The organism is Streptomyces sp. NPDC031210, assembly GCF_055570395.1.
The window spans coordinates 168,196-191,001 of the sequence record NZ_JBVIHH010000014.1; the positions used below are offsets into that span (position 1 = coordinate 168,196).

A 22,806-nucleotide genomic window follows, 5' to 3' on the forward strand; every position below is an offset into this window, starting at 1 on the left:
AGCGTCCCCGTATGCCCGTACCCGCTCGGCTGGCTCTTGGGCGGCAGGCTACCGCCGGACCTCGGAGGCCGACGACTGCTCCACCAGGCCGAGCGCACGGTGGCGTGCCGGTGGACCGAACGTCAACGCCTCGTGTCTGACTCCCGGGTACAGCAGCAGCACGGCGCAGGGCTTCGCGGAGGGGCCTGGGCAGCGTCTCGTCTCGGCGGGCAGTGTTGTGGTTGTTCGCTTCGGCGCGCTGCTCAAGGGGCCAGGCAGTGTTGGACGGTGGATTTGAGGAGTTCGTCGAATCCGATGGCGGGGGTCCAGCCGAGGAGTTGGCGTGCGCGGTGGATGGCCGGCACGCGTCGTGCGATGTCCTGGTAGCCCGGGCCGTAGTAGGTGTGGCCAGGCTGTTCCACGATCCGGGCGGTGGTGGGGACGTCCTGGTATCCGGGGATCTCGCCGACGAGACGGATGAGGGCGAGGGCGACTTCGCGGACGGTGCGTTCGTTGCCGGGGTGGCCGAGGTTGAAGACCTGCCCGTCGGCGGCTCCGTGCGGATTCGCCAGGATGCGCATGAGGCCGTCGATGCCGTCGTCGATGTGGGTGAAGCAGCGGCGCTGCGATCCGCCGTCGACGAGTGTGATCGGTTCGCGGCGGATGAGGTGGCCGATCATCTGAGGTATCAGGCGCGAGGATCCGGGGGTGGCGCACTGCGGGTCGTCCAGGCCGGGGCCGGTCCAGTTGAAGGGGCGGAAGAGGGTGTAGCGCAGCCCTTCCTGTGTGCCCAGGGCGTGGATGACGCGGTCCAGCAGTTGTTTGGAGGCCGCGTAGATCCACCGGGACTTGTCGGTGGGCCCGTACACCAGGGTGCTGGTGTATTCGTCGAACTCGTCGTCCTCGCTCATGCCGTAGACCTCGGAGCTGGAGGGGAAGACGACGCGGGTGCCGGTGGCCGCGCAGCGGCGGACGACGTGGAGATTGTGTTGGAAGTCGAGGTCGAAGGTGGCCAGCGGATCGCTGACGTATGTGGCGGGGGTGGCGATGGCCGCGAGCGGCAGGCAGACATCCGCCCAGCGCAGTTGGCGCTCGATCCAGTCGGTGTGCGTGAAGACGTCCCCCTGGGCCAGGTCCAGGCGGGGATGATCCCGGAGGTCGGTGAGGCGCGCGCAGCGCAGGTCGAGGGCGCGGATGTGCCAGTCGGTGCGTTCGAGGACCGCGCGGGTCAGGTGACTGCCGATGAAGCCCGCGGCGCCGAGGATGAGCAGCTTCACAGGGTCGGCTCCTCGCGAGCGTCGAGGAGCGTTCCGTGACGCAGAAGGTGCGGGAAGCGGCGGGGATCACCGCGCGTTCCCTGGAATTCGACGTCTTCCAGGCGCAGTCGACGACCGTCGCCGCAGACGACGAATACGCCGTCGGGGCCGGTGTGGACCGTCCCCGGTCGGTCTGCGGCTGTCCGGGGCGGAGGTGCCGACGAGCGGGGAGAGGGTAACGGCGCGTGGGAGGCCCGCCAGATGGTGAGTCTGTACGGGCCGGTGTGGCAGAAAGCGCCGGGGTAGGGGTTGGTGACGGCGCGGATGAGGTTGCGGACGTCCTCGGCCGCGTACCGGAAGTCGATCAGGCCGTCGGCGGGCGTCCTGGCGCCGAAGGCGCTTGCCTTGGAGGCGAGTTGGGGCCAGCGGCGGGCGCGTCCGCCGATCACGTCCAGGGCGCTGCGGCGCAGCACGGTCGCGGCGGCGGGGACCAGTTTGCGGTAGACGTCCAGCGGAGTGTCGTCGGGACCGATGGGGAAGGCTTCCTGGTCGATGAGATCGCCCGCGTCCGCGCGGGTGGTCATGTGGTGCAGGGAAACGCCGCCCTCCCGCTCCCCGTTGAGGATTTGCCAGTTGACCGGTGCGCGGCCGCGGTAGCGGGGCAGCAGGCTGCCGTGCAGGTTGACGGCCACGGGGGCGAGAGCGAGCACCTCCGGTGGGAGCAACCGCCGCCAGTAGGCGCTGAACACGGCGCGGGGCGCCAACGCGCGCAGGTATGCCTGTTCACTCGGCGTACGTGGATCGGTGTGACGTACCTCGATGCCCAACGAGGCGGCTACCTTGGCCGTCGAGCGGTACCAGCGCCTCTCCCCGGGGTCGTCCTCATGGGTGTAGACGCAGGCGATCTCCACGCCGAGCTCGGTGAGCACCTCCGCGGTACGGCAGCCGACTTCCTGGTAGGCGAACAAGACGACTGTCATCGCACACCGTCCCCGGCGGGCAGGCGGTGGGCCTCGGCCACGGTACGGACCGCGGCGACGACGCGGTCCTGTTCCTCATCGGAGAGGTCCGGATACAGCGGCAGGGAGAGGATCGTTTCGCCGGCGGCCTCGGTCACGGGCAGATCCCCAGGGTTGTTCCGGCCATCGCGCCGGTAGTGGTGATGCAGGTGGACGGGAGTGAAGTGCAGCCCTGCTCCGATGCCCAGCTCGCCCAGCTCTGCCATGAAACGGTCCCGGTCGATGCCCAGCCGGCTCAGTTCCAGTCGTACGACATACAGGTGCCAGGCGTGGGTGTGGGGGTAGGACGGGGCCTGGGGGAGCGCGATGGTGTCGAGGCCGCGCAGCAGCAGGTTGTAGCGGTCGGCAAGCTGCCCTCTGCGGGCGTTGAAGCGTTCCAGCTTCGTGAGCTGTACGAGACCGAGCGCGGCGTGCAGATCGGACATGGCGTACTTCCACCCCGGCTCCATCACCTCGTACCGCACCGCGCCACTGCCGTGATGACGTGACCAGGCGTCCTTGGTGATGCCGTGGAAACGCAGGAGCCTGATCCGTTCGGCTAGCCGGTCGTCGGCGAGGGTGACCATCCCGCCCTCGCCCGTGGTGATGTTCTTGATCGGGTGGAAGCTGAAGACGGCGGGCTCCGTTCCACCGCCGATCGGCTCGCCCCGGTGGCGCGTACCGGCCGCGTGTGCCGCGTCGTGAACGAGGGTGATGTCCCCGCCGTCCAGCACCGCCCGCAGTTCCGCGAGATCCACTGGCGCTCCGGCGTAGTGGACGGGAATCACGGCCCGGGTACGGCTGGTGATCCGGCGCGCGACGTCGGCGGGGTCGAGCAGCAAGGTGTCTGGCAGCACATCGGCGAACACCGCCCGCGCGCCGAGCAGTTCGACGACATTGGCGGTGGCGGGCCAGGTCATGGACGGGGTGATCACCTCGTCCCCCGGGCCGATTCCCAGGGCGGCGAGCACCAGATGCAGGCCGGCCGTCCCGGACTCCACGGCGATCGCGTGGGGCGCACCGACGTGTCGGCCGAACGCCTCCTCAAACGCGGCGGCCTTCGGGCCAGATGCCAGCCAGCCCGAACGCAACACCTCCACCACCGCGGCGACCTCGTCGTCCTCAATGGTCGGCCTGCACAACGGCACCCGAAGTCGCACGCGCCCTCTCCCTGAGTCTCGTATGGGCAACGATCGTCCGATCGTAGGCTCCGGCGTCACGATCGCCACGACGTGGAACACCTGAATCTGGCTGAAACTGGTGCCTGCGGGGCATGGTGACTCGGTGAACCGGTGAACCGGTGAACCGGTGAACCGGATCGGCTCCACATGCCAATGAGCGCGGGGAGGCGCCCATGTGGGAGGTGGGAGGTGGGGGACCGGAGGCGGAGGCGTGATCGGCCGCGCCGGGCTTGGGGGCCTTGTGGACGTCAGGTGCCGCGCCCACCGGACCGAGGACTGCCCGCGAGTGATCGAGTCATGGCGACTACTCGCTACTGCCGGGAGCCGAAGAAACCCTCTCCTGTCGTCCCGCCGCTTCCACCCATGGAACGTGCTCGCCTGCGGCATCCACCGTGAGGCCGTATTGGTCAACGGTCGGGCGGCCGAGTGTCTGCCAGCGGGTGTAGGCAGCGGTGATCTCGTCCCACAACCGCCGGGGTCCGGCCTGGGCGACCGTGAACCGGTCGCTGTGGCGCCCGTCGTAGTCGACGGTGGCCCAGGACGGGCTCGTGTCGTCGGCCACCTCCAGGCGCACCGAAGCGTGGACGCCGCTGGTGTCCCAGGCGAAGGACGCACCTGGGGCGGCGAGGCCGATGTGGAATTCGGCGTCCAGGTCTCCGCCGGCGACTGCCCACGGTGACAGGGACGTGGTCCCCTTGTGCGGGGCGCCGTCAGCGGCGGTTGGGCCCATAGCGTGAAGGGGTGAGTGGGCGCTGGGCTGGGCGTGGCGCATGGGCATGAAGGCCGCGAATGCATGGAACCGCCCCCGAGCACTCCCATCCTGACGCCTGGTCAGTTTCAGGGTGCCGTAGCGACACCAGGCCGAGGTCCACGGTGTGACGATGCGTCCGCCGGGTGCGAGCTGACTGCACCATGCCGGAGGAAGCCGGTCGACCGAGAACGTCGCCACGACCAGCTCGTAGGGTGCTGCGGCCGGCCACCCGGTCGCAGCGTCCCCGTGGACCACTGCCGGGGCGTAGCCGGCGGCCTTGAGGTTCCGCTCCCCTTGTGCGGCGAGCGCCGGGTCCAGCTCCATGGTGGTGACGGCCTGGTCGCCGAGCAGAGCGCAGAGCAAGGCCGCGTTGAATCCAGTGCCGGTGCCCAACTCCATGACGTTGCGCGGGCCTGGGAGGCTGTCGAGGCCGGCGAGCAGGAGGGTGCGCAGCACCATGGAGGGCATGGATGCCGAGGAGGTGGGCAGGCCGTCGGTGAACTGCGTGACCAGGGGTGTGTCGCAGTAGGCCGTTTCCAGCCAGCGCTCCGGGGCCGTGGTGCGGTCGCAGAGGTCGTAGCCGCCTTGGCCGTCGCGGTGCCAGATACGGTCGGGGAGAAACAGGTGCCGCGGCACCGTGCGCAGCGCCCGTTCGAAGGCGGGCGGCACGGGGCGGTCGAGAAACTGGCTGACCTGGGCCAGCAGACGCTTGGCCTGGGCGGCCGTAGCCGCGGGGGGTGCGCTCACGGTCCGGGCTACTTCTGGTCCGGAGCGGGCGGCGGGGGCGGCGGTGGAGGTACGGGCCGGTTGGGTTGATGGCCGTCGTCGCCGATGGGACTGCGGTGCTTGGCGTGTAATGCGTCGTCCATGGAGCCTCCGGGTGTCTTCGTGCGGATTCCTGTGCCCACGGTAGAGAAGATGGGCAGTGGTTTGTAGAGCACCTGGCGGCGGGGCGGGCGCGGGAAGTCGGTGGACGAACCCACCGCGAGGGCACGGTTACGGGCCTCGGACCGGCGAGGGCCTCGATCCACGCGCGGGGGCGATCCGCACCGCCCATCGGCGACTCCTTGGACGGGCCGTCAGTCACAGTGCGGGGGTTTCTCCGCCCGGACGACGGGCACCAGCACCAGCGTCGATCAGGCGGATGGGCCTGAGTGGTCAACAAAGGGGAGAAAATGCCCAGCAAGACTCCCGCGCGGTTAACGGGAACGCTCGCCGCGCTCGTGCTGCTCGCAGGTGCCGGTGCACCGGCGGCGGGTGCCGCCGCGTTGCCGTCCTCGGCATCGTCGGCCAAACCTGGACCGGTCGCCTCAGGCGGGCAGAGCGAGCAGTTGCAGATTATGTGGAATCAGAATTGTCAAGGTCTGGATGCGTTCGCCTGACTGACTGCGTCAGTGACAACTGACTCCATCGGTAGGTCAGTTCTGGCTGCGTTCAGGGCCTCAGGGCCAAGGGCCTCAGGGCCAAGATCTGAATATTGGAAGCGACTCCACATTGAACGCCCGCGGGGCGGAGTATTCGGACGGTCTGGGCGGCGGCTTGTCTCGCGGACCCGACGGCTTGAGCGGACCGGCTCCATCTGAGAAGCCGTTCTCCTATCGATCAACGTTTTGCTTCTGATCGAACAGGGTTCCTGGTCAGGTGATCTTGCTGTGCTGGAGGCATGAAAGAGGGTGCCGCTACGAGCCGTTCAACCGTTTCGGCAGGCTCGGGTATGGAGCGGGTACGGCTCCTTCGCCGCCTTCCTGAGTTGGCACATGCCCCGTGGGAGGGCCATCACAAGAGCTGCGCGCGACCCCGTTGTCGAGCAGGAGACGGCTGGTGGTGCCTGGCAGGACGGTTTCGCGGTGTGTGACCACCAGCAGTGCGCAGTGCTGTCCGATGTGCTGCAGGGCCGCGAGTACGGATTCCTCGGCGGCGGGGTCCAAGTGGGCGGTTGGTTCATCGAGAAGGACCAGCGCAGGGCGTGCCGCGAGGGCTCGGGCGATGGCGATGCGCTGCCGTTGGCCTCCGGACAGGGCCGTGCCGTGTTCACCGACCATGGTGTCCAGGCCGTCGGGCAGTGTGCGGACATGGGTTGCCAACCCGGTAAGTTCCAGGAGGGCCCACAGTTCCTCGTCGGTGGCCTCGGGTGCGGCGTAGGCGAGGTTGTCGCGGATGGAACCGTGCAGGAGGGGGCTGTGCTGTTCTACGAGGCCGACCACACGTCGGTACCCCGCCACGGGCAATCGCATCACGTCAGTGCCCTGAAAGAGGACGCGCCCGCTGTCTGGTGTGTGGAGACGGGCGGCGAGGTTGAGCACGGTTGTCTTGCCTGAGCCGGAGTCGCCGAACAGTGCGGTGACTCCGCGCGGCGGCAACTGGAAGCTTGCTCCCCGTAGCACCATGCGCTCCCGTTCGTGGCTGTACCAGACGTCTTGAAACTCCAGTACGGGCGTGCCGGGCGAGGGGGCCGGGGTGCTGTGGGTGGCGCCGGCTGGTGCTGGCTGCGCTTCGCGGCTGCTGTCGGCTTCCTGCGGCTGGGCGAGGGTTTCGGCGATGCGGCCGGCAGCGCCGCTGGCCTGTTGCAGCAGGGCGGCGGCGCTGACGAGGGCGGTGAGGGGAACGGAGAGATAGTTGAGATAGAGCAGGAACGCGGCCAGGTCAGCGATCGAGGCAGTGCCCTGAGAGGTGCGGACTGCTCCGACCACGACCGTAGCGGTCAGCGCGGTGTGGAGGGCGAGTTCGCTGGCCGGCATGAGACCCGCGTTCAGCCGCGCCATTCGGATTCCGGCGGCGCGGGCTTGGCGGGCGTGAGCGGTGATGCGGTCGGTCTCGCGCTGAGTGGCGCCGCTCATGCGCACCGTGCGGATCGCGCTGAGCGCGCGCTCCAGATCGGCGCTCATATTGCCCAGCATCCGCTGGTTGGCCTCGGAGGCCGGGCGCATGCGGTGCACGGCGGGCAGCACCGTTAGGGCGATCACGGCGACGACGGTCACGGCGGTCGCCAGCAGCCACGGGTCGAGCCATGCCATCAGTGCGAGGGCGCCCAGCAGGCCGATGACTCCCGTCACGGCGTCGGTACAGCCCGTGGTGAGGGCATCGCGCAGGGCTGTGGTGTCGGTGCTCGCGCGGGAGAGCAGATCACCCAGGCGGTGGCGTTGGTAGTCGCGGGCCGGCAGCCGCAGAAGGTGGCCGATGAGAGTGGTTCGAAGCTGCAGGACGATGTCCTCACCGGTTCGTCCCAGCACGTAGCCGCTGGCGGTCTGGAGAAGTGCCTGGGCTGTGATGAGGGCGGTCAGGGCCCCGACGGCGGGCCACGGAGGTGGACCGTGGCGCCCGGCCGCATCGACGACATGGCTCACCAACAGCGGCTGGGACAAGCCAAGACCCAGAGTGCAGAGCGTCAGCACAATGCACAGGGCCAGAACCTTGCGATGGCCGCGGGTCAACCGGACCAGCATACGAAGCCTGAGCATGCTTTCTGGTACGACGTCGCTCACGTCGTGGTCTGCGGTACGTGGGCCCCGACAGCCATGATGGTCCGGTAGTGGTCTGCCGGATGCGGCTCGTCGACGGGTTGCCCTTCGGCCTCTACCCAGGCGTGGGCGGCGAACGGCTGGGTGCGCACTCCGGTACACCAAGTGGGCCAGCTGCCACGCATCCGGCACAGCAGTGCGGTGGCGAGGGAGCGTTGCAAGCAGCCCTCGCCCGCGCAGAACACGCTGAGCGCGACGACACTGACGCGGGCCCGGCGTGCCTCGGCGAAGGTGGCGGGGCGAGCACCGCGTCGGATCCGGCTGAGCACGGCACGGATGCGGTGTGGCGGCTGCTTCGCCAGCAGCCAGGCGAGGACGATGGCGACCCGGACCGGGGGCCGACGCCAGAGTGCGGGACGGGTCTCGGCGGGCAGGGCGGTGGAGACGCTCATGTCACATCTCCGCGGAGGGTACGGGCGTCAGGGCCGTGGTCGGCTTCCATGTCGGCCTCGGCCAGCCCCTGTTCCGTCAGGCATGTCACGAAAGCCGCGATGTCCGCGCTGACACGCTCGACACCGGTATCCGTTCCCTTGGAGAGGCGCTGGGCGAGCTCCTGGGGATGAGCTCCGTCCAGCAACGCCGTCAGGACTGTCGCTCCGGTGGCGTTGAGTTCGAAGAACCTGCCGGTGGTCTCCTCCAGCACGGCCATGCCGTTGTCGGTGACGGCGGTGGAGACATGCGGCTGCAGTCGTACGGTCACGCGTATTCCTCGGTCTGGTACAGGTCGGTGGACAGTGGTGCCGGGGCGCGGTGCAATAGCCAGTGTTCGCAGGCGAGGGTGTCCTCCAGCGCCGTGGAGGTGTGCGGCGTCGGGACGAGCAGCGCGGTGTGCAGAGCGGCCGTTTCGATCAGGCCGTGCGCAGCCAGTTCGGACCGCTCCACGATGTCGATGAGCGCGCGGCGGTGGGTGCGAAGGCCGTCGTAGAAATCGGTGTCCGTGCTGCCCTTGGTGGTCCTGGCCAGCAGCTCGTCCGGGACGACGTCTCGCATGGCGGTGGTGAGCACCTGTTTGTAGGCGAACGGGGTGCCGCGGTGAATCGGGCGTACCGCCAGGCACGCTTCGACCACCCTGTCGTCCAGGAAGGGCAGGGAGATCCAGGGGGTGTGCAATTCCTGGCGCATCAGCCGGTAGACCTGCGCTGCTGACCGGACGCGGTGCAAGCTGTGATGCTGTCCCCGGTCAGGGGAGAGCGGCTCGACACCGTCGGCCGCTTCCTTCAGCAGACCGGCAACGAGCGCTTCGGCCTCCGGGGTGGCCCAGGGCGCCAACCGCAGCGGCTCTCCCCAGCCGAACGGCGAGCTCACCTGCTCGGGGGCCCTCAGCAGCCTTGCCTCGTCAGCGAGCCATTTCCCGTACGGCCGGCTGTCGGTGAGAGCCCGCATCGTGGGGCCCAGCGGCCAGCGTCTGCGCGAGCGGTATCCGCGCACATCCCGGATGGCCTGCACAGGATGGCGGCGCACGAGCCCGTGCAGATAGCCGGGGGTGGCCTGAAGCACTTCATCGCCGCCATGCCCCGCCAGATGCAAGCTGATGCCGTGCTTGGCGTAGGCCGCTGCGCCGGCATCCAAGACGGCCCTGCCGCGCAGCAGCGGTGAGGGAGCGTCGGTCGGGCGTGGAGCGGAGGCGGCGGAGGCGTACTGGGCTGGCACCTGGTCGCCTGCTAGGGAGAGCGCCGGTCCGCCAAGGCTGGGCAGCAGCTCCCGAGCGCGCGCGGCCCAGATCGGGTCATCGTTGGCGGCGTCGGCGAACTGGACAGTCAAGGTCCCCAGGGCGCTGGACGGGGCAGCGAGAAAGGCGAGGGACGTGGAATCGAGTCCGCCGGACAGGTCACAGCCCACAAGGCGTTCCTGGCTCTTCTCGGCACGCATGCGGTCCTCGACCGCAGCGGAAAGCGCTCCGCCCACCGCGAGTGCTCCCTGCTTCAAAGGAACCTCGGCTGCCGGGCCATGCCACCAGGGCCGAAGGCGCGGGCGGCCTTGGTGGTCGACGGTGACCGCGCTGCCGCTCGGCACCGCCTCGACCCCGCTCCAGCAGGACAACTCGTCCAACGGCGCGGGGAGCCCTCCCACGAGCAGATGAGCGGCCAATGCCCGCGTTTCCACAGAGGCCCCGGTGAGCCGCGCCAGCACATCGGCACGGTCGGCGACGACGGTCACGCCATGATGCGGGGCCTGGTAAAGCCTGCGCAGACCTGACGCGGTCCCCTGCGCCCGGCTCTTGCCGTACGCGGAGAGCGCCAGATGAAAGCTGCCGCGGGCCAAGGCCGCGAGCGTGTCGAGGTCGTTGAGGTCCGGCAGATCACGGACCCGGGCAAGCCCTGTCAGCAGTGGTGTGGAGGCGCCTTGCGGGGCCCCTGTGTCCCCAGCGCGCGTCGCGTTGGGGACACAGGCGTTGACCTCCGCTGTCCTTCCCAAAACCGCCAGCCGCACGGCGCCCGCCGTGAAGACTCGCACCCAAGTCACCGGAAGCCAACCCACGAGCCACGGGTATCCCGAGGCATGGTTGGCGATCAGCACACGGTTGCCCCCCAGCTCCTCCAGGATCAGCTGAGACGGAGGGCTGTCCGGCAGGGTGACGAACCAATACATACTGTCCTCACGACGGGCGGGTGATGCGGGCGGTCAGATCAGTGCGGAGCACCCCTCACAGGAAGCGGCCAACCCCGGCTTCCCTGTACTGGCCGCTGCCGCCGCGGGTCACCTCGGCGAAGGCACCGGCCTCCGTCACCATCGGCGGCTCGTACGACGCGGTCACCGGCTCCACGGCCGGCTCCTCCATGTGGACGTTCTCGAACTCGTGCTGCATCTCTGCCTCCAGAAGGGAAAGGTTGATCGCCACCGAAGATCGCTTTCGGTGATCACATAACTACCACGTGTGGTGCCTTGGATGTACTCCCCGGGCCGTCCTTGAGGTGGGTCCGGTTAGGCCTGTTCATGCGGCCGTCACCCGTGTGGCCTTCCTGCCGGCCGTCGGCCCGGACGCTGCTGCGGCATCGCCGTGGGGTAACGAACCACTGCCGCAGCGGCCTTCCGGACGGTGGCTGACCGGCCGGAAGGCCGCGCAGTCCGGATGTCACTCCTGCGAGGGACGCGGTGAGGGCCGGGGCCCGGCGGCGCCGACAGGAACGCCGGTCCTGTCGGCGCCGGGCAGCCCTCATCGGCAGCGACTGGCTCCTTCGCCGTCGGCCGACCGCGGCAGCACAGCGGCCCCACGGCTACTGGTACGAACTGCACCAGGACGAGCGACAGGCGGAGTTCCACGAACTGACCTGTGCCGTCCCCGACCGCCTGGCCAGCAGGACCGCCCCTCGTCCCGCGCGTTGCGACGGATCGCGGCGTTCAATTCGACCGTCCGAATAGTCTCACTTCTCGCCTATGAGCCACCCTGGCGGACCTCCACGATGGGCAGCATGGTGGAGGTGGCGGGGAGGCCGAGGTCTCGTGGCGTTGGGCCGGCAGGGGTGGGGACGTCTGCGAGCCGTTCGAGGAGAGCGTCGACGGCAGCCTGGCCGTCGTCAACTGCGAGCGTTCGTCATCGGTAAGGGGATTGGAGGCGAGCATGCGCTGCAAATTCTCTTTTGCTTCGAGGAGTTGGGCTTTGCTGGAGCCCTTCGGGGCGTAGAAGTCGCACCGGGCGCAGGCCATCCGGTGCTGACACTGTTCGAAGAAGCTGTAGGTGCATCAGCCGTGTCCGAGATCGAAGTATTGCCACGGCTCGCCGTTGGCCGCCGCACCGGAGGTCACCGCATCGCGGTCGACGAGGACCTCGATGGAGCGGACGTTTCGCGCGAAGTAGCCGGCTTCCGTGTATGCCTTGGTCAACGTGTTCGGGCTGATCTTGGCGTAGTGCTGGGTGGAGCTCGGCGAGCGATGGCCAAGCCACGCCTGCAGCTCGATCAGGGGCATCGGCTCCTTGGCGTTGTAGAGCTGACTGGCGATGGTGCTCCGCGCGCGGTGGCTTGTGATCTTTCCGCGGACGTCACTGGTGGGAACCCCTGCCTTCGTGCACAACGACGGGATGATCGTCCGGTTGATGTAGTGCTTGGAGACGCGCCGGCCCGGTAGGCGAACAGGAAGTCGACCCGCTCGCTGGTTTTCGCGTCGAGCATCGGGGGCTGCTCGGGGCGGATGGCCTGCCAGATCTCGATCGCCTGGCCGAGCAGCGGGTCGACCGGCTTGGTGAAGCTCGTGCCGGTCTTGTGAGTCGGCACGTCCAGCAGGCAGACGGCGTCGCTCGCCAGTACATCGGATGCGTCAGCACTGACGAATGCCCCGCCATGCTGCCAGCGCACGCATCCGGTGCGCAGACGCCAGATCTCATCGCTGCGCTGGCCGCTGAACAGCCAGGTCAGCGCCACGGCGCGGGAGAGTTCGAGCGGATAGCGCGAGCCACCCCTCGGCGTGGGCAAGTCATCAGCGGTCAGATTGATGCCGGCCCACAGCAGCTTGGCCCACACGCCATCGGCGATGACCCGTGGGCTCGGCCCCAGCAACGCACGGATGCTGCGGGGCGTCTCCAGCGCACGCCCGGGATCGAACCGGCGCGGGATCCACTCCCATTCCTGCAGATCGCGGAAGAACGCGCGGGCGCGGTCAGCGCGCCGTGCTTGGTGGAGGCGGACATCGGATCGCCGAACACCCCGCGAGCGGAGGACCGTTCGACGTAGTCACCGATCCGCAGCCGGTCCACAGTCGCCACCCAGGCCGCGCAGGTGGCCCTACTCCAGTGCGCCGGCTCGGTGACGTGAGGAAGCTCGACGGCCAACCATCGGCCGATGCGGGCCAGGTCCTGACGATAGGCCAGCCGGACATTGCGGCTCAGCGTGGAGGTGTCGAACCAACGCCGAACCACCTCGGCCCACGCTGCGGGCACATCCGTCCACTTCTGGGACGTGTGGTCGCTGAGGACGGCGTAATTACGCGGGACGGGTGGCTGGCAGAGCCCCAGCGAAGCCAGCGACCGCTGCAGCGAGTGAACGCCACCGGATGTGGTCCTGGTCGAGGTGGTGGCCTCCCGCAGGCGCGCGAGCAGATGGTCGTCCATGTCCGCGAGCAGAGGGCTTCGGTTGATCAGCATCGCGTGCGCGGTCACAGTCGGCAACGCGCGGTGAGCCGGATCCGTCAGGTGATAGCCCCAGCCGCTCAGCAACCCGCGCACTCTGGCGATCTCACTGTCCACGATCTCGGGGCCAAAAATCCGGCGCGCCAGCGTGAGGCAATCGAAGCCCCGCAGCAGGGCCTCGTCCATGGGAGCGTCCAGAAGATATCCGAAGGCCAGCAGCCGGGGGCGGCATGACGTCGACGTCTGCGGCGGCCACTGCTGGCTCCAGTCCCGCGCCTCGGCGTCGATCAGGCGGGTCCATTCGGCCCGGTCCCAGCCCCAGCACGCCGATCCGAGCTCGGCAGATTGTGTCAGCAACAGGCCGAGGGTCTGGTACTCGACCCACCGATGGTGTCCCGGCGTGTCCGGGAAGCACAGGCAGGACCGCACCTCCTCAAGTGGCCTCAGCAGGCGCCGCAGCTCACCTCGCTCCACACGCGTCAATCGCCAGGGCTGCAACAGCCGAGCACCTGCCTGCCGCAACGTTTCGCGCTCCGCACGGCTCAACCGTGGGTCACGGTCCCAGCGCGAGTTGGGCAGCGGCCAAGACCACCTCGGTGACGGCTCGGGTGCGGTAGCGGCCGGCCCGGTCACCTGGCACCCCCGATGCTGTCGGCAACAGCGGTCAGCAGCGCGATCCGCTGGGCGTGAATGTGCTCCATCCCGCGTGTGAGTTTGTCGGCCAGGTCCCGTCCGGACAGGTGGATGTAGCGCATGGTCGAATCGGTGTGCCGATGACCGGCGAACGTCGCGATGGCGTGCACCTCCCAGCCCATCCGCGCCAGGTCGGTAAGGCACAGATGCCGGGTCGTGTGGGTGGAGAAGCGATCCAGTCCCGCACCAGCCGCCGCGCCGGATCCAGGTCATCGGTTCGCAGCGAGCACAACTCCTCTCGCCGGAGTGCTGCGTCGTAAGCCAGTGCCAGCATGACCCGATTTCGTACCGGCTCCGTCGCGGCTACCACCAACAGCCTGCGCCACTGCTCTTCGCTGGGGATCCACGGCAGCTTCGTCAGTCGCGGTACCAGTCCACGCTGCTGGCCACCAAAGCGCGATCCGGGTGTGTACCGGCCCCGGCCGACCGGGTTGGTCTCGCGTTCCCCCTCCTCGACCAGGAAGTCGTAGAACAACCACAACCGCTACCGACACCAGACGCTGCTGCAGGGTCGCATTGGACAAGCCCACGCCGGAGTCCAACGCCACCACATTGCCACCGCGCCGACTCGGACGCGACCGCAACTCCCGTACGTATAGGGCGATATGGGCCCGAGTGGCGGCTACCGGATCGACGGCATCGCCCTCGCACAACTCCAAGTACTAGGCCAGCCCCCCCCCCGCGTACGCGTCGATCGTCCGAGGCGCTCTCCCCAAGTCCTGCCAGATCTGGAGCCAAGCGACCGCCTGCTCATGGCGCCCGAGTATCGGCCACTTCTCCCTCAACACCACCATGCTGTCCCGCAGATCCCTTCAGCCCAATGCCTCCCATTTGAGGGGAGTCAGCCTCTCAAGTCATTCCACGTAACTTCTAGGTGCTACCACCACAGGACGAAGATCAAGCTGGCCAAGCGCAGTGGTCCGTCGCGGCATTATCACTTCAACGGCTGGCTGGCGAAGGGAAAGCGGGTCTGCATCAACAAGATCAAGAAGGGCGGCCACTTCAGCAATTGCGGTGGCGGCAGGGACTGGGCCCACCTCGCCGGCATCAGGAGTTGGGTAGCCGGGCAGTGCCTGCGCTGGGACGATTGACGCAAGCCCTCGGATGAGCGCGAAGCGGGGTGGGAGCCAACGTATCTCCCACCCCCCTTCACGCGGCTCCGAGGCCGGCCTGCCGCTCCCGCTTGTCCTCGGTGACGACGTGGCGCCGGGTCTCCGGAGCGAGGCGCGACCTCGACTGGCTTCCCGTCCTACCCCACCCGATGGACAGGGCTTCGCCACCTGCACGCGTGTCTGATCCCCAGCGACACGAAGTCGTAGCCGCCGTACACAGGCGAGACGGACACATTGGTCAGGCGTGGGCCGCGCCAACTGACGATGTCCTCGTTGAGGATCGGCAGATAGTGGGCGCCTTCCGCGACTTTGCGGTTGACCTGCCAGTAGAGCAATGCCGCGGCCGTCGGATCGGCTTCGGCGGCTTGGTCGAGGAGCTTGTTGACGGCGCGGAGTCGACCTCGGCGATATTGACGTTCCCCCTCGGTGCGAGGGCGCGGCCGTCGACTAGCGGCTTCCAATAGCTCTGCCCGCTGAGGTAGTCGACGCGCACGGCGATTTTGTCGGGCAGGGCCGCACGGATCGGGTCGGTTTCCTCCGCCCAGTGGATGTTGCGCCGGAGCTCCACCGACTTTCCCGGACGGTAGGACAGGAACTCGTACAGGCCGTTGGACAGCGGTGGATCACCCGGTGCGGACCTGCTGTGGTGAGACCGTTTCGCGGGCGATGCGGCGGGCGTGGCCAGCAGTTGTTCGAAGTCAGGGTGCGCCTTGGGCAAGGTGAACGCGATGGTCCGGTCGTCGGGCGTCTCGATGGACGCAAGGCCGCGCTTCGAGGTGTCTTTGTCCGGGCCACGGTATTCACCATGGGGGTCGAGCAGGCTACGGAGGGAGGCGGGGGCCGCCCGGGCCGACGTCGTGCGCCCAGAGCCGCTCGATGCCGTACTTGACGTCCTGGGACGTCACGGTTGAGCCGTCCTCCCACTTGACGCCCTCGCGCAGCTTGTCGGGCGCTTCGGTCTCGTAGGTAATCAGCGGACGCGAGTTTGGGCCCAACTGGCCCCGGCTGACGCACCCACAGGACGTCGCCCAGGCCCTCGGTGAGCCCCCCGCATCCCCGAGCGCACACGGGGGTCCTGCTCGGTTGGGATGTAATGCCGTGCTATAGCCCCGATTTCGCCATTCTTAGGATGATGTGCGCCTGTGGTGTGCAACAGGAGCATAGGGAGATGCGGAGTTGGGTAGCGCGGCGCCGGACTCCTGAAGGCAGTCATGCCTGAAGGGAAACGGAGGGGATCATGAAACGGAAGATCGCCGCTGTGGCGGGGGCCCTGGCCCTGACAACCGGCACGCTGGTACTGGCGCCCTCAGCGCAGGCGGCGCCCGCCGGAGCAACGGGCGGTTGCTGGCACACCGGGTGTGATGGCAAGGACCCGGCGGCCTACTGTCAGGGGGACGCCCGCACGGTGGACAGTTTCTCGCTGCCGTCGGGCAGCGGCTACCGGTTGGTGGAGATGCGGTATTCGCCGTCGTGTGAGGCCATCTGGTCGCGCATGTCGAAGGGGAGCTACGACGTGAACAACGCGGCGGCCCCGTACACGAAGATCATCCGTAACAGTGACGGCCGGTCGTACAAGTGCACCGTGCCGTACAACGGGGGCTCTTGCTACACGGCGATGGTCGGCGACCACAACGTCACCAGCTATGCGTATGGCTGGTATGACGGCAGCGTCCTGGTCTACAAGGGCCGGACCGGAAACTACTGACCGACGGGCGCAAGGAAGCCCGGATGCCGTGAAGTGGCCGGGCGACCGCGACGACGGCCATGGCAGCGATGACGGCCATGGCGGCCATGGCGGTGATGACGGCCATGGCGGCGAGGGTGCCCGGTCCGGGTAGCTCGCGGGACGGGGCAGCCCCGCTCCGGCATGACGTCGCGGGTTCAGGGGCGCGCGGCAGGGGCTTTCCGCTCCAGGCGAGCGCCCAGCGTGGCGGCGAAGTCCTCGGCGCGGGAGAGCTGGGCGCGGAGCTTCTCGACCTGTTCGGTGGCGGCCCGCTCGTACTCGCGTACGCGCTTCAGCAGGGCCTCGCGGTCGGCGTCGTCGAGCGCGTCGTCGTTGTCGAGGCGATCGGTGGCGTCGAGCAGGTCGCGCATCTGGTCGAGGGTGAAGCCGAGCGGCTTCATGCGGCGGATGACCATGAGGCGGGCGACGTCGGTTTCGGTGTAGAGGCGGAAGCCGCCGTGGGAACGGGCCGAAGGGGTGACCAGTCCCGTCTCCTCGTAGTGGCGGATGGTGCGCAGGGACAGTTCGGTCCGCGCGGCGACTTCGCCGATCTGCATGTGCTTGTCGTCCACGCCGCGTCCCGGCCCTTCTCGTCATGGCGGGCCGCGTCCCATGCGACCCCACCCGTCTCTACCCTAACGTTAGGGTAGAGTTGCTGATGGTGAGGGCGGCCTGCCGCTGCCCCGCCATCGATGTGTCCGGGCCGATGACGCCCCGGCGAGGATCCGATCTTGCGGAAGAGGCGGAAGGCGGAAGGGGCGGGAGAAAGCGCGTGCGCGAGCCCATGACGCCGATCGCCGCCACCTCCCCGCCGTGACGCTTCGCCCCCGGACGTGAGCTGACCCGGCCGCGCCAGCGCGCAGGCCCCGGGTCTTCCGTCCTTCCTCGACTTCCGGCCCGCCCCGCGCGGGTCGTCCGCGGGGTGCCGGCCCGGCCCTTCCGCGTCCTCCCGCACACTCCTGGCCTGCCGGAGCGGAGTGTGCCCGAGCACGACAGGTTCCCGTTTCCTTGTCTTCTCCCGCAGTGACTCCCGCCGCTCGGCTGCGCGGCCTGCGCCCCGACTGGCTGTCCGATCCGAAGGTGTGGCGCACCGAGGTGCTGGCCGGCCTGGTGGTCGCGCTCGCGCTGATCCCCGAGGCGATCTCGTTCTCGATCATCGCCGGTGTGGACCCGGCGATCGGCCTGTTCGCCTCCTTCACCATGGCCGTGACCATTTCCCTCGTCGGCGGACGCCGCGCGATGATCTCGGCGGCGACCGGCGCCGTCGCGCTCGTGATCGCACCCCTGAACCGTGAGCACGGTTTCGGATATCTCGTCGCCGCCGTGATCCTGGCCGGAGTCATTCAGATCCTCCTCGGCGCGCTCGGCGTCGCCAAGCTGATGCGGTTCGTGCCCCGGTCGGTGATGGTCGGCTTCGTCAACTCCCTCGCCATTCTGGTCTTCATGGCGCAGGTGCCGGAGATGCACGACGTGCCGTGGGCGGTCTATCCGCTGATCGCCGCGGGCCTGGCGCTGATGGTGTTCTTCCCGAAGATCACCAAGGTGATCCCGGCGCCGTTGGTCTCCATCGTCATCCTCACCGTCATCACGGTGGCGGCCGGGATAGCGGTGCCGACCGTCGGCGACAAGGGTGACCTGCCGTCCTCCCTGCCGGTGCCGGGCCTGCCCGACGTGCCCTTCACCGTGGACACCCTGACCACCGTCGCTCCGTACGCGCTCGCCATGGCGCTGGTCGGGCTGATGGAGTCGTTGATGACCGCCAAGCTCGTCGATGACATCACCGACACCCACTCCTCCAAGACGCGGGAGTCCATCGGTCAGGGCATCGCGAACATTGTCACCGGCTTCTTCGGCGGCATGGGCGGCTGCGCCGTGATCGGCCAGACGATGATCAATGTGAAGGTGTCCGGCGCCCGCACCCGCCTGTCCACCTTCCTGGCGGGCGCGTTCCTGATGGTGCTGTGCATCGTCTTCGGGTCGGTCGTCTCCGACATCCCCATGGCCGCCCTGGTCGCGGTGATGGTGATGGTGTCGTTCGCGACGTTCGACTGGCATTCCATCGCGCCCAAGACCCTCAGGCGGATGCCCACCGGCGAGATCACCGTCATGGCGATCACCGTCGTGGTCGTGGTCGCCACCGGCAACCTCGCCATCGGCGTGGTCGTCGGCTCCATCACCGCCATGGTCATCTTCGCCAAGCGCGTGGCCCACCTCGCCCACGTCACCGCCGTCACCGACCCGGACCACGCCACCGTGGTGTACTCCGTGACCGGTGAGCTGTTCTTCGCCTCGTCCAACGACCTCGTCGGCCAGTTCGACTACGCGAGCGACCCGGACAAGGTCGTCATCGACCTGAGTGCCGCGCACATCTGGGACGCCTCCTCGGTGGCCGCACTGGATGCCATCGAGACCAAGTACGCCCAACGCGGCAAGACGGTCGAGATCATCGGCCTGAACGACCCGAGCGCCGACCTGCACGGCAAGCTCAGCGGCGAACTCGCCAGCCACTGACGGCCCTGAGGAACACGACAGGACCCCGGCCGCCGGCCGGGGTCCTTCGTCGTTCGGGATCGCCGATCCGCTGTTACGGCCCATCCGCTGTCGCGGCGCATCCGCTGTCGCGCGAAGGGCGACGATCCGGCGGAGGTCGTGAGCCGGTGGCCCCTGCGCCGCAGGCCGCAGGCCGCAGGCAGCGCGGACGCTGGCGAGGGTGTCCGGCGTCCTGCGGCTCCCCGCCGCGCAAGTCACCCGACCGAGGGTGCCTCGACCGGGTGAGTGGCTGTGACCGAGCGGATTTAGCTGGTCACCAGGTTGAAGGCCTCGTACACCCTCGGCTCGACGTCTGGGAACCCGGCCTCCCGCGCGATCGGCATAAGCGTCTCCGCGAACTGCTGGAACGCCTGCGCGGATTCCCAGACGTCCACCACCAGCCAGCCGTTGGGAGTGGGCCCCGCGACATGCGAGATCAGGCCCGGTACCGGCCAGTCGGAGCTGGCCCTCACCAGGCCGCGCCCACCCGTCACGCCGTTCGTGACCTGCTCGTACTGCGCCTGAGTGGCTCCCGGAAGCTCATGCACAATGATGACCGCCATGGTGGATTCTTCTCTCTCGTCGACTGCCGGTTCCTCGCCGTTCAGTCGACCAGCGTCCGCAAGGGGAGGCGCGGAGAGCGCCGCCGTTTGAGTTACCGCGCGCTGCGCACCAGCACAGCCTCGCGGCTGCGTACCGTGATCATCACGGCTTCCTTCCCGGCATCCACCCACTCGCCGACACCCTTTCATCGGCCTCGCTCTACGCGTTGCGGGCGCCGGAAGGGTCGCGCCTGATGCGCCTGAGGGACTGATGTGCCTGAAGGAGCTCCATTGGCTCTGGACGGCGACGGAGCTTCACAGATGCGGACAACGCCCGGCGATGCTTCCCGGGATGGTGAGAACCGTCATCCAGAATGCTGCTGGTCACATTTGTTGCGGTGCGGCGCCAGCCACACTGAGGCCCCCGGTGCTTGAGGACGGCATGGCGACTACAGGGACGAACAGCGCAGGCATTCATCGGTGCGACCGGCGACGGTTCCGTAACGGTCACATGGCGGCGGTGCGAAACCGTCGTTGCGGATGCGTGTCTTCCAACTCCCCTCCAGGGAACGGGAATCGGTGCGTAGAGAGCTTCGCCGCCCTCTGGATCTCCCTCTCCCGCGGTTCACGCAGCGGCGAACCGTCGACCTGATGCGAACCGTCGATCGTGCCTGTGCCTGTGCCCACGCTGCGCGTGCGGCGTACCTCTACCACACGTATCAGGCAGCCCCCGCGAAGGAGTACGCATGAATCCGCTCAGAACCCGCCGCACCGTCCATCCCCTCCGCACCGCGCTGGTGGCGCTGGGCTCGGTCGCCCTCGTGGCCGGCTCCGTCACCCTCCCGTCAGCCACGGCCGCGGCGGGGACGCGGCAGGCTGGCGCGTCCGTGGCACTCGACTGGTACGACGCGACAGCCGAGACCGTAGCGAAGGGAGGTGCTACGACCCAGATCACCGACTCCCGGGCCTGGGCCATCAGTTGGCTCGCGGCAGCGCGTGCCGTGCGGAGCGTGCCGTCGGCCGTCGACCGAAGCGACTTCCAGGACGCGGCCCTCGCATCCGCCGTCCACGACTCCCTCGTGGCTCTCGTCCCGTCTCGCACCGGGGCGCTGGACGCCGCGCTGCGCACGACCCTCGACCGCATCCCGGACGGACCTGCCGAGTCGAGGGGCGTGGCGACCGGCGCCCGCCAGGCCCGGCTGGTGCGCGCGTCCCGTGAGGGCGACGGCCTCGACCCGGCTTCGGTGAACGCGCCGTTCACCCTGGGGCCGACGGCCCCAGGAGTGTGGCGGCCTACTCCGCCCGCCTACGCCCCGGCTACGCAGTACGGAAACCGGCTGGCCAGACCCTTCCTGCTGAGCAGCGCCGACCAGTACCGGCTTCCCAGGCCGCCCGCCCTGGACTCCGCGCGCTACCGCTCTGATCTGGCCGAGGTGCGTGCGTACGGGGCCGTGAACAGCGCGGTGCGCACGGCGCACCAGACCGAGACCGCCAACTTCTGGTTGGGTTCCTCGCTGACGCTGTACACCGCACCGCTGCGGGTCGCCCTGTCGAGGTCGCCGCAGTCCCTCGCCGAACGGGCGAGGCTGGTGGCGCTGTTCCACGTGGCAGAGGTGGACACGCAGATCGCCACCTCCGACAGCAAGTACGCGTATCAGTGCTGGCGCCCGGTCACCGCCATCCGCACCGGCACGGGCACGGTCGACCCGGACCCGTCGTGGGCGCCGCTGCACGCCACGCCGGCCCACCCCGACTACCCCAGCGGCCACAACACCTACTCGGGGGCCGCGGAAGTCGTTCTCTCGGCGCTGGCCGGGCCTCGCACCGCCCCGTTCGAGCTGACGAGTCCCACAGCGCCCGGAGTGACCCGTACGTACACGGCCTGGCGCAGCCTCTCCAGGGAGAACGAGGACGCCCGAGTCTTCTCGGGCATCCACACCCGCTCCGCGGACCAGGCCGGCCTCACCCTCGGCAATCGCGTCGCCGCCCACGCGCTGCGCAACGCGGGGCGGCTGTTCGGCGACCTGTGAGCACATGAGGTCCCCTCGCCCGAACGACCCATCGGGCGAGGGGGCCCAACTCCACACGATTGACGCCAGTGGCAGGTTCCCTGACAGGTCGCGGCGCCGGCTTCGCAAACGTGGTCGGAGACTCCGGTCGTTCCGTATGGGCACATCGGTGACCGGCGGACAGCGGTCGCGGTGCTTGCGCGCGGGAACCGCACGGATCCACTCGTGAAGCTGCCCTGCCTGGCAGCTTGGGGCGACAACTCGACTGTCAGTGGGCGAAGTTAGGCTCCCGCCATGACTGATGATCGAAAGATCGCGCGCTTTCGCGGCCACACCCATGCCCGCCACGACAGCACCCCCGTCATGGAGGTGGAGGGCGCTCCCGCCACTGTCAGCGTCGACGCTGACGCGACGCTGTGGGTGTGCGACCTTCTCAACGGGACGTGCACCCGGCGTCCCCTTGAACTCGACGCCGCCGGCCCCGACGACGAGTGGTACTACGAGGTCGGTGAATGGGACGACGACGCCACCGAGGAGGACGGAGAGGGAGAGCGCCCCCGGTGTCAGGTGGATGCCTGGGAGATCGCTTCCGAGGTTGCGGTTGCGCGTCTGGGCTGCCGGCCCGTGGTCATCACCGGCGGCGGACGTTTCGATCTGTCCGGCCCGGACCTGGGGACCGTGGGCGGGGCGGTGCGGGTCTGGGATCTGCGCACCGGTCGCAAGATCGGGAAGACGCTCACCGGTCATGGCCTCGGCGTCGCCTCGCTCACCACAGTGACGAGCGACTCGGGGGTGCTCGCGGTGAGCTGTTGTGAGGAGGGGAGGCTGCGGGCCTGGAACCTGACGCGCGGTGAACGCGTGACGGCGCTGGACGCCAGCTACAACGGGGGCATGGGAGCGGGTCTCCTCGCCGGCCGTCCCGTCGCCGTCACCGGCGGACACGACGACTTCGTACAGGTCTGGGACCTCATGGACGGTCAGCAGGTAGGACAGACACTGACCGGTATCGAGCCTGCCGTCAGAGCTCTCGCGGTAGCGGAGGGCGACGGCCGGAAACTGGTGGCGGCAGGGGGAGACGGGCATGTCCTCCACCGGTGGGACCTGGACAGCGGAAAGGCGCTGGGAGAGCCTCTGACCGGCCACACCCAGACCATTTCCACGATGGGAACCGCACGGATCGCCGGACGCGCGATCGCGGTCACCGGCAGCGACGACGGCACCAGTCGGATATGGGATCTGGCGCGTGGCGAACAACTCGGTCTCCCGCTTCCCGGCTCTCTCGAAGCCGTCACCGAGATCGCGGGAACCCCGGTCGCCGTGACCTCGTCGGACGATGACGATGTCCGCCTGTGGGATCTCACGCGCGCCGTCCACTGACCTGTCAGTCACCTGTCATCGGACAGACAACCGCCACACCCCGGCTGCCTCTCGCGCCGCCGAGAACATGACGGGC

Annotated in this window: 22 protein-coding genes; 5 read left to right on the plus strand and 17 right to left on the minus strand. The window is 68.7% G+C overall.

Features of this window, described 5'->3' with window-relative positions:
• Nucleotides 1-242: 242 nt before the first annotated feature.
• From ACZ45Z_RS24890 to ACZ45Z_RS24905, 4 genes are all read right to left on the minus strand, one after another.
• Nucleotides 243-1,256 (minus strand): bifunctional UDP-4-keto-pentose/UDP-xylose synthase, encoded by a 1,014-nt coding sequence (locus ACZ45Z_RS24890; RefSeq protein WP_468366347.1) that lies wholly within the window; start codon nucleotides 1,254-1,256, stop codon nucleotides 243-245.
• Complete coding sequence (locus ACZ45Z_RS24895) at nucleotides 1,253-2,215, minus strand: formyltransferase family protein (protein ID WP_468366350.1); 963 nt, start codon at nucleotides 2,213-2,215, stop codon at nucleotides 1,253-1,255. Before ACZ45Z_RS24895 ends, ACZ45Z_RS24890 begins: the two co-directional genes overlap by 4 nt.
• Complete coding sequence (locus tag ACZ45Z_RS24900; RefSeq protein WP_468366353.1) at nucleotides 2,212-3,393, minus strand: aminotransferase class I/II-fold pyridoxal phosphate-dependent enzyme; 1,182 nt, start codon at nucleotides 3,391-3,393, stop codon at nucleotides 2,212-2,214. The genes ACZ45Z_RS24895 and ACZ45Z_RS24900 overlap by 4 nt, the downstream gene beginning before the upstream one ends.
• 325 nt (nucleotides 3,394-3,718) lie before the next feature.
• A complete protein-coding gene (locus tag ACZ45Z_RS24905; protein ID WP_468366355.1) occupies nucleotides 3,719-4,912 on the minus strand; it encodes a methyltransferase domain-containing protein in 1,194 nt (397 codons plus the stop codon).
• 428 nt (nucleotides 4,913-5,340) lie between these two features.
• On the opposite strand from ACZ45Z_RS24905, the gene ACZ45Z_RS24910 reads away from it, so the two are divergent.
• Complete coding sequence (locus tag ACZ45Z_RS24910) at nucleotides 5,341-5,547, plus strand: hypothetical protein (protein WP_468366357.1); 207 nt, start codon at nucleotides 5,341-5,343, stop codon at nucleotides 5,545-5,547.
• A gap of 297 nt (nucleotides 5,548-5,844) precedes the next feature.
• On the opposite strand, the gene ACZ45Z_RS24915 is transcribed toward ACZ45Z_RS24910, so the two are convergent.
• The 11 genes from ACZ45Z_RS24915 to ACZ45Z_RS24965 all read right to left on the minus strand — a co-directional run bounded on the left by ACZ45Z_RS24915 (nucleotide 5,845) and on the right by ACZ45Z_RS24965 (nucleotide 15,545).
• Nucleotides 5,845-7,647: an ABC transporter ATP-binding protein gene (locus ACZ45Z_RS24915; protein ID WP_468366359.1), complete on the minus strand. Its 1,803-nt coding sequence runs from the start codon at nucleotides 7,645-7,647 to the stop codon at nucleotides 5,845-5,847.
• On the minus strand, nucleotides 7,644-8,075 hold the full coding sequence (locus tag ACZ45Z_RS24920; protein WP_468366362.1) for a lasso peptide biosynthesis B2 protein: 432 nt from the start codon (nucleotides 8,073-8,075) through the stop codon (nucleotides 7,644-7,646). Before ACZ45Z_RS24920 ends, ACZ45Z_RS24915 begins: the two co-directional genes overlap by 4 nt.
• Nucleotides 8,072-8,383, minus strand: coding sequence for a lasso peptide biosynthesis PqqD family chaperone (locus ACZ45Z_RS24925; RefSeq protein ID WP_468366365.1), 312 nt, complete (start codon nucleotides 8,381-8,383; stop codon nucleotides 8,072-8,074). The genes ACZ45Z_RS24920 and ACZ45Z_RS24925 overlap by 4 nt, the downstream gene beginning before the upstream one ends.
• Nucleotides 8,380-10,272, minus strand: a complete 1,893-nt coding sequence (locus ACZ45Z_RS24930; RefSeq protein ID WP_468366367.1) for an asparagine synthase-related protein — start codon at nucleotides 10,270-10,272, stop codon at nucleotides 8,380-8,382. Before ACZ45Z_RS24930 ends, ACZ45Z_RS24925 begins: the two co-directional genes overlap by 4 nt.
• A 55-nt stretch (nucleotides 10,273-10,327) precedes the next feature.
• Nucleotides 10,328-10,489 carry a lasso RiPP family leader peptide-containing protein gene (locus ACZ45Z_RS24935; protein ID WP_468366370.1) on the minus strand — a complete coding sequence of 54 codons (162 nt, stop codon included), beginning with the start codon at nucleotides 10,487-10,489 and terminating at the stop codon, nucleotides 10,328-10,330.
• An 875-nt stretch (nucleotides 10,490-11,364) separates the two neighbouring features.
• A complete protein-coding gene (locus tag ACZ45Z_RS24940) occupies nucleotides 11,365-11,694 on the minus strand; it encodes a tyrosine-type recombinase/integrase (RefSeq protein ID WP_468366373.1) in 330 nt (109 codons plus the stop codon).
• Nucleotides 11,580-12,140, minus strand: coding sequence for a hypothetical protein (locus ACZ45Z_RS24945; protein WP_468366538.1), 561 nt, complete (start codon nucleotides 12,138-12,140; stop codon nucleotides 11,580-11,582). Before ACZ45Z_RS24945 ends, ACZ45Z_RS24940 begins: the two co-directional genes overlap by 115 nt.
• On the minus strand, nucleotides 12,104-13,291 hold the full coding sequence (locus ACZ45Z_RS24950) for a hypothetical protein (RefSeq protein ID WP_468366375.1): 1,188 nt from the start codon (nucleotides 13,289-13,291) through the stop codon (nucleotides 12,104-12,106). The genes ACZ45Z_RS24945 and ACZ45Z_RS24950 overlap by 37 nt, the downstream gene beginning before the upstream one ends.
• 83 nt (nucleotides 13,292-13,374) lie before the next feature.
• A complete protein-coding gene (locus ACZ45Z_RS24955) occupies nucleotides 13,375-13,617 on the minus strand; it encodes a tyrosine-type recombinase/integrase (protein ID WP_468366519.1) in 243 nt (80 codons plus the stop codon).
• A 1,171-nt stretch (nucleotides 13,618-14,788) separates the two neighbouring features.
• Entirely contained in the window at nucleotides 14,789-15,370 is a 582-nt protein-coding gene (locus ACZ45Z_RS24960; RefSeq protein WP_468366522.1) for an ABC transporter substrate-binding protein, read from the minus strand.
• A 1-nt stretch (nucleotide 15,371) separates the two neighbouring features.
• Nucleotides 15,372-15,545 carry an ABC transporter substrate-binding protein gene (locus tag ACZ45Z_RS24965; protein WP_468366378.1) on the minus strand — a complete coding sequence of 58 codons (174 nt, stop codon included), beginning with the start codon at nucleotides 15,543-15,545 and terminating at the stop codon, nucleotides 15,372-15,374.
• Between the two features lie 242 nt (nucleotides 15,546-15,787).
• On the opposite strand from ACZ45Z_RS24965, the gene ACZ45Z_RS24970 reads away from it, so the two are divergent.
• A complete protein-coding gene (locus ACZ45Z_RS24970) occupies nucleotides 15,788-16,255 on the plus strand; it encodes a DUF2690 domain-containing protein (protein ID WP_468366381.1) in 468 nt (155 codons plus the stop codon).
• A gap of 176 nt (nucleotides 16,256-16,431) precedes the next feature.
• Here ACZ45Z_RS24970 and ACZ45Z_RS24975 read toward each other — a convergent pair whose 3' ends face one another.
• On the minus strand, nucleotides 16,432-16,845 hold the full coding sequence (locus tag ACZ45Z_RS24975) for a MerR family transcriptional regulator (RefSeq protein WP_468366384.1): 414 nt from the start codon (nucleotides 16,843-16,845) through the stop codon (nucleotides 16,432-16,434).
• Between the two features lie 436 nt (nucleotides 16,846-17,281).
• Between ACZ45Z_RS24975 and ACZ45Z_RS24980 the strand changes: the two genes are divergently transcribed.
• Nucleotides 17,282-18,784: a SulP family inorganic anion transporter gene (locus ACZ45Z_RS24980; protein WP_468366387.1), complete on the plus strand. Its 1,503-nt coding sequence runs from the start codon at nucleotides 17,282-17,284 to the stop codon at nucleotides 18,782-18,784.
• A gap of 284 nt (nucleotides 18,785-19,068) precedes the next feature.
• Here ACZ45Z_RS24980 and ACZ45Z_RS24985 read toward each other — a convergent pair whose 3' ends face one another.
• Nucleotides 19,069-19,365 carry a hypothetical protein gene (locus tag ACZ45Z_RS24985; RefSeq protein WP_468366389.1) on the minus strand — a complete coding sequence of 99 codons (297 nt, stop codon included), beginning with the start codon at nucleotides 19,363-19,365 and terminating at the stop codon, nucleotides 19,069-19,071.
• Nucleotides 19,366-20,090: 725 nt separating this feature from the next.
• On the opposite strand from ACZ45Z_RS24985, the gene ACZ45Z_RS24990 reads away from it, so the two are divergent.
• Both ACZ45Z_RS24990 and ACZ45Z_RS24995 read left to right on the plus strand, forming a co-directional pair.
• Nucleotides 20,091-21,374: a vanadium-dependent haloperoxidase gene (locus ACZ45Z_RS24990; protein WP_468366391.1), complete on the plus strand. Its 1,284-nt coding sequence runs from the start codon at nucleotides 20,091-20,093 to the stop codon at nucleotides 21,372-21,374.
• Between the two features lie 273 nt (nucleotides 21,375-21,647).
• Entirely contained in the window at nucleotides 21,648-22,730 is a 1,083-nt protein-coding gene (locus ACZ45Z_RS24995) for a WD40 repeat domain-containing protein (protein WP_468366394.1), read from the plus strand.
• Nucleotides 22,731-22,806: the final 76 nt, after the last annotated feature.

What these genes read in the sequence shown, in the direction of transcription:
- ACZ45Z_RS24895 (WP_468366350.1), bottom strand. Translation starts at nt 2,215, where the DNA reads ATGACAGTCGTCTTGTTCGCCTACCAGGAAGTCGGCTGCCGTACCGCG.
- ACZ45Z_RS24910 (WP_468366357.1), top strand. Translation starts at nt 5,341, where the DNA reads ATGCCCAGCAAGACTCCCGCGCGGTTAACGGGAACGCTCGCCGCGCTC.
- ACZ45Z_RS24920 (WP_468366362.1), bottom strand. Translation starts at nt 8,075, where the DNA reads ATGAGCGTCTCCACCGCCCTGCCCGCCGAGACCCGTCCCGCACTCTGG.
- ACZ45Z_RS24930 (WP_468366367.1), bottom strand. Translation starts at nt 10,272, where the DNA reads ATGTATTGGTTCGTCACCCTGCCGGACAGCCCTCCGTCTCAGCTGATC.
- ACZ45Z_RS24935 (WP_468366370.1), bottom strand. Translation starts at nt 10,489, where the DNA reads ATGCAGCACGAGTTCGAGAACGTCCACATGGAGGAGCCGGCCGTGGAG.
- ACZ45Z_RS24970 (WP_468366381.1), top strand. Translation starts at nt 15,788, where the DNA reads ATGAAACGGAAGATCGCCGCTGTGGCGGGGGCCCTGGCCCTGACAACC.
- ACZ45Z_RS24985 (WP_468366389.1), bottom strand. Translation starts at nt 19,365, where the DNA reads ATGGCGGTCATCATTGTGCATGAGCTTCCGGGAGCCACTCAGGCGCAG.
- ACZ45Z_RS24990 (WP_468366391.1), top strand. Translation starts at nt 20,091, where the DNA reads ATGAATCCGCTCAGAACCCGCCGCACCGTCCATCCCCTCCGCACCGCG.
- ACZ45Z_RS24995 (WP_468366394.1), top strand. Translation starts at nt 21,648, where the DNA reads ATGACTGATGATCGAAAGATCGCGCGCTTTCGCGGCCACACCCATGCC.